Genomic DNA, 4,100 nt, shown 5'->3' on the forward strand with positions numbered 1-4,100 from the left:
TCTGAGAAATACATGCCTATAGGGCCATACTTTCGATACTTGAGATAAAACAGAGCTCCTATGCCTACAATGAAGAGGATTATGAGTATGGCGACCGGATGCATATTTTCTTTGGCGAACGATGAGGTGTCACGCGGAGGGGGCGCAGCCCCCGGAGTTGTGACCACCGGCTGGTTCAGCTTGTTGCGGTAAAAACTGTTCCCAGTTGCCAGATTCTGCCATCTGCTTTAGTTCTTCGTTTCTCTTCCGGAGGAAGGCTTTCATGTAATTCGTGAGAAACATTTTTTCTGCCAGACGACCTAAGATTCCAAGAGGAGCTTCGAATTCGAATCTATCGCTCATTTCTGTTCTACTCTCTTTTTCTTTAAAAAGGTGGGTATGCTTCATTTTTGAGAAAGCGCCTTTGGTCATTTCGTCTTCAAAGACTTTCGGTCTGTTCAAAATGGTCATGCGAACAGTAAGCTTCTGTTTTACTCCGAAATGCGTCGCTTCCCAAGTGACGGTATCATCCAGTTCCATAAGACCTTCCGTTTTTCCAGCGACCGCTCGTTCCTTTGACTGAGACGTGGAAGCAGTGTGTGCGTCGATGCTTCTCGCCAAATCGAAAACACGCTCAATCGGAGCATTGATTTGTGTGGTGAGTTCGATAACGGCCATTTGTTTCTTTCGCTGAACGGTGAGACCAGACACCCAGCCCAAAAGCTCAGTCGTCCTGTTGATTTTTAGAATTTTGGGGCGGGTTACATGGGTTGTCTGCGTCGTCTTGATCGCTCACTTTCGGATTTAATCGCGCAATGACACTACGAATACCCATGCTTTCGATACAATCTTCAACCACTAAAAATGCAATAACCCACAGCAGAATTAGCGCTGGCTGCAGATCTTCATGGTCGTGCCAGATGAATGTCAAAAAGCCGACGTAGGGAACTACCCAGATAACTGGCCAAAGAGTTCTATTTTTGTTCAGTTTATAGAGAGCCCATCGCTCCCGCCAATCCAGTGGCTCTACTTCAATGGTATCATACTTCGAACCCTGAGCTTTGATTCCTTTTTTTCTTTCATACAACCTGTGCTCACGTTTTTCGACACCGCTTAAGCTAGGCGTAGGGATCGTCCATCTGAAAGTTTTCATTTTGCTTTAGCGATCGTCAAGAGGTGGCGCGTAGTGAGCGCAGCGAACGGAGTTGTCCACTCTCGCCTGGTTCTCCTTTGGTTTTGGACAGCCAGTGAGCTGTCCCTTTTGACTCATCCAGTTCCCATTCTCCAGTAACTTTCTTCAGACTGTAAATTCTGCCACCACCGTCCATTGGGCCTCTGACTACTCCAGTCCTCACCTCTACATTTTCTCGGTCAATGACTCGAATTGAGAGTATCGGATCTACACCATCTATCTTCTTCACTGTTTCGGCTATCTCCGCTACGTCTTCGACGCTAATACTGACGATCTGGCCATTGATGCTGGTTCCTTCGATTTCGACTGAGTGAACTACCTCGTAGATTAGTTTAAAATCTGCACCTCCGTAGAACAAAATATTTCCTTCGGTGTATAGATTCCCATCCTTGAAGACTAGTTCGCCGATTAGCTTTTCCTTTTTAACCAAGTATCCCAGTGGCACTCCCAAAGCAATACCGACGGCTATAAGTGCTATGGATGTGATTGCCTTCGATTTCATTTTCTGGAGAACGTAGAGGCCAGGCACCCAGCCTGACGGGTTAGTGGTCTATGTGATTCTCGGATTTTCGGGCGGGTTACATGGGTTGACCTGTGCCGGCTGGTTCTGACTTCAGGCTAACTTTGAATAGTCTGCTCAATCCGACAGTAAATGTAAAAATCCCTGCGCCAGCAAGAAGCAAGGAAGTGGTGTGGAGATGGTCCCAACCCTCCCTTGCTGATCGCGCTAAACTCTCTGCTTCCTTTATTTCGTTCCAGACGTATGACTCAAATTCCTTCGGCCATTTTTCAGCAAACTCAGGCGTCAGTTCTTTTTTCATTTTTTCTTCGGCTGCGCTCTTCGATCTGTTTAGGTCCGTCTGAATATTCTCTTCAATTTGGATTGGTGTCAGTAGCCCATAGAATCCACCAGCTGCAATCTGGAATATGCCAATCAGGATGAGGCTGATGGTAAGTTTCATTCTCTTTCAGAACGTGGAGCACTATCGCACCTGAAGCGCGGAGCGCGAAAGGTGTTGATAGCTGCGTCTTGATCTATCCATTTAGTTTAATTGCTCCGACTGTTCCGTAACCCTCTGGATTGAGAATCGTGATCGGAAGGTTTACTTTCGATAGATTAGTTTGGCTTAATTCTTTATGGAGCCAGCGAGTGGCAGTGTCCACCAAAATGTCCGGAGAATCGAATTCAATATCGAACGGATCTAGCATCGGTAATGGTGGCTCAAATCCATCTGAACCCATCACCGTATCAAATAGGCATGCCTTCTCTTCGATTTTCTTATTCAAGACATAAAGGTCAGGCCCATCCAATGATACTCGAATAGTCAAAAAACCTTCGCCATCTTGATCTGAGAAAACGTTCACCTCGACTGCGACTGCCTTTGGCGGTAACGAGTCGAGTGCATCCTCGAACTTCCCTTTTATCTCGGCTGAATGAGAATCGAGAACTTTGAGAACCTCAGAGATGTATTCGTCTTTTTCCATTCTTTTATAGATCGATGAGACCAGACAACCAGCCTGAGGGCTCAGTCGAACGGTTGATTTTTAGAATTTTCGGGCGGGTTAACTGGGTTGTCTGCGTCGGCTGGTTCTGTATTCTTTAAATTACAAGTGGTAAAGGTCCTATAATCTGGGCAACGCCTAAAATGATATGCGTCAGGATAACCATTCCTTTCTTATCTTCTTTCCTCCAGACTGCCAAGAAAGCTCCAATAGTCACGAATGGAATCGCCGAGAAAATAAGTAAGTAAAAAACCGTCACATTCGGTATCATCCATTCCTGGGACAGACCAAAGCAGTCCAATAGTCCGCACGACATAACGTAGAGCGCGAAGGCGAAATGAGTGTAAAGACAGACCCTGGGTCCTAAGGCTTTCATTTTCTTTCACAGAACGTAGGTGATAGACAACCGACCTTCGAGGTCATTCGTGCAAATGGTTTTTAGAATTTTTTGGCGGGTTACTCGGGTTGTCTACTCACCCTGGTTCAGTCTTCTATTTTATGTAGCTGGTGGGATGCTCGATGCCAGCATGACAATGAGAACCAGAGAATCATGAAGTGGATCAGAATACCTTTAATTCCATTTATGTCTATGAGTATAAAAGTCGCCATTGTAGTTATAAATGCTACGCTAGCTAAAGTTACTTTATCGTGCTTGATCTTTGACTTTGGCTTGGACGTGCACTGGCACTCAGCGCACTTGTAAGTGGTGCTCAAGCAACGAAGGAAGAAAGAAATAGGTCCAACTCTATTTTTACAATATGGGCATTTCATTTTACTGAACGTCGAGGATGATCAGGTCGAGGCGCAGCCTCGATCTTGATCACTCCGGCTGGTTCACGCTTTGTTTACTGTGTTGAGCAAAGAGTTCCGAAAGGTTCTCCCAGCTTCCATCACTTTTCTTTCTGTAAAATTCTCCTCCGGAAACGTAGGCACCTGTTCCTTCTGCGAGCTGAACCTTTCCGAGTGGCAGATTGGCCCTCCAAGTGAATATTCTTTCCGCTAGTGGGAATTCTGAGTTCAGGTCAGAACTGTAGTAAAGACTGGGTGGACTGACGTCTGTATTCACTTCCCCATTCTTTCCAGTCCAGTAGCGAAACGAAATTTCGTATGCTGCAATACAAACGAGGATGAATGCTAGTATGGTGAATTTCTTTTTCATTCTTTTCGTGAACGTCGAGGCCAGGCACCCAGCCTCACGAGTGTGTAGTTCAAGTGATTCTCGGATTATCGGGCGGGTTACATGGGTTGACCTGAGCCGGCTGGTTCTGCCCTGAGTTTTCTGGAGCCGGTAGATAATAGGATGAAACCAAAAATTGCCGAGAGACTTCCAATCAATAAGGAGTCATCAAAATTGGATTGGGAGGATAACTTTTCGACAGTTGTAGCCCTTTTTCTTACTTCGTCTGTGATGATTTCTGAACCGCGA

At 45.8% G+C, this 4,100-nt stretch carries 7 protein-coding genes; all 7 read right to left on the reverse strand.

The window, feature by feature from the left end:
* Nucleotides 1-129: 129 nt before the first annotated feature.
* Nucleotides 130-657, reverse strand: coding sequence for an SRPBCC family protein (locus tag DDZ13_RS15025; protein ID WP_110132287.1), 528 nt, complete (start codon nucleotides 655-657; stop codon nucleotides 130-132).
* 46 nt (nucleotides 658-703) lie between these two features.
* Nucleotides 704-1,132: a hypothetical protein gene (locus DDZ13_RS15030; RefSeq protein ID WP_110132281.1), complete on the reverse strand. Its 429-nt coding sequence runs from the start codon at nucleotides 1,130-1,132 to the stop codon at nucleotides 704-706.
* Between the two features lie 16 nt (nucleotides 1,133-1,148).
* Nucleotides 1,149-1,700, reverse strand: coding sequence for a hypothetical protein (locus DDZ13_RS15035; RefSeq protein WP_158279949.1), 552 nt, complete (start codon nucleotides 1,698-1,700; stop codon nucleotides 1,149-1,151).
* Between the two features lie 49 nt (nucleotides 1,701-1,749).
* A complete protein-coding gene (locus tag DDZ13_RS15040) occupies nucleotides 1,750-2,133 on the reverse strand; it encodes a hypothetical protein (RefSeq protein ID WP_110132283.1) in 384 nt (127 codons plus the stop codon).
* A 73-nt stretch (nucleotides 2,134-2,206) separates the two neighbouring features.
* Nucleotides 2,207-2,656, reverse strand: coding sequence for a DUF6389 family protein (locus DDZ13_RS15045; RefSeq protein ID WP_110132284.1), 450 nt, complete (start codon nucleotides 2,654-2,656; stop codon nucleotides 2,207-2,209).
* Between the two features lie 838 nt (nucleotides 2,657-3,494).
* Nucleotides 3,495-3,833: a hypothetical protein gene (locus tag DDZ13_RS15055; RefSeq protein WP_110132286.1), complete on the reverse strand. Its 339-nt coding sequence runs from the start codon at nucleotides 3,831-3,833 to the stop codon at nucleotides 3,495-3,497.
* Nucleotides 3,834-3,910: 77 nt separating this feature from the next.
* The coding region (locus tag DDZ13_RS15785; protein WP_233246182.1) for a hypothetical protein at nucleotides 3,911-4,100 on the reverse strand (190 nt) is incomplete at its 5' end.

Source organism: Coraliomargarita sinensis (assembly GCF_003185655.1).
GTDB lineage: Bacteria > Verrucomicrobiota > Verrucomicrobiia > Opitutales > Coraliomargaritaceae > Coraliomargarita_B > Coraliomargarita_B sinensis.

What these genes read in the sequence shown, in the direction of transcription:
- DDZ13_RS15025 (WP_110132287.1), bottom strand. Translation starts at nt 657, where the DNA reads ATGGCCGTTATCGAACTCACCACACAAATCAATGCTCCGATTGAGCGT.
- DDZ13_RS15030 (WP_110132281.1), bottom strand. Translation starts at nt 1,132, where the DNA reads ATGAAAACTTTCAGATGGACGATCCCTACGCCTAGCTTAAGCGGTGTC.
- DDZ13_RS15045 (WP_110132284.1), bottom strand. Translation starts at nt 2,656, where the DNA reads ATGGAAAAAGACGAATACATCTCTGAGGTTCTCAAAGTTCTCGATTCT.
- DDZ13_RS15055 (WP_110132286.1), bottom strand. Translation starts at nt 3,833, where the DNA reads ATGAAAAAGAAATTCACCATACTAGCATTCATCCTCGTTTGTATTGCA.
- DDZ13_RS15040 (WP_110132283.1), bottom strand. Translation starts at nt 2,133, where the DNA reads ATGAAACTTACCATCAGCCTCATCCTGATTGGCATATTCCAGATTGCA.